Source organism: Chryseobacterium sp. OSA05B (assembly GCF_019970065.1).
Lineage (GTDB): Bacteria > Bacteroidota > Bacteroidia > Flavobacteriales > Weeksellaceae > Chryseobacterium.
On the sequence record NZ_JAHXYH010000039.1, the window covers coordinates 1 to 633 of the forward strand.

1 protein-coding gene is annotated in these 633 nt (G+C 61.5%); it reads left to right on the forward strand.

What is annotated here, in order from left to right:
* Positions 1-144: 144 nt before the first annotated feature.
* A partial coding sequence (locus tag LC419_RS23465; RefSeq protein ID WP_223609626.1) for a major capsid protein occupies positions 145-633 on the forward strand: 489 nt, incomplete at its 3' end.

Here is a 633-nt window from a genome sequence, read left to right on the forward strand (position 1 = left end):
CCCCAAGCTCAAGTCCGTCCGGGTGGCGGGTTCGAGTTCAGCTGATGGAGCCGGCGGGTCCGGCGAACAGCGAACCAAGAAAAGCATGAGCCTCGAACAGGCGACTGCAGGACACTACGGCACCAAGTAAAGGACTGAACCCCCATGCCAGTAACCCTCGCACAGGCGTCTCAGAACGCCCAGACCGACCTCGACACCGCCGTCATTGACGAGTTCCGTACGAACTCCATCCTTGACCTGATGACCTTTGACGACGCGGTAAACCCGTCCGGTGGTGGCAACACCCTGGTCTACGGTTACCGCCGTCTGATCACCGCACCAACCGCTGCGTTCCGTGCGATCAACTCCGAGTACGTTCCGCAGGAAGTCACCACCCAGCAGTTCACCACCGAACTGAAGCCACTAGGCGGCTCCTTCCAGATCGACCGTGTTCTGGCGAACATCGGCGCGGCAGCATCCGGTGAAGTCGCATTGCAGACCGCGCAGAAGATCAAGGCCGCGCAGGCGAAGTTCGGTGAAGCCGTGATCCTCGGTGACTCCGCCGTTGATGCTGACAGCTTCGACGGCCTGTCCAAGGCGCTCACCGGTTCCTCCACTGAGGATTCGACCGCCCGTAACTGGTCGGGCCTGATG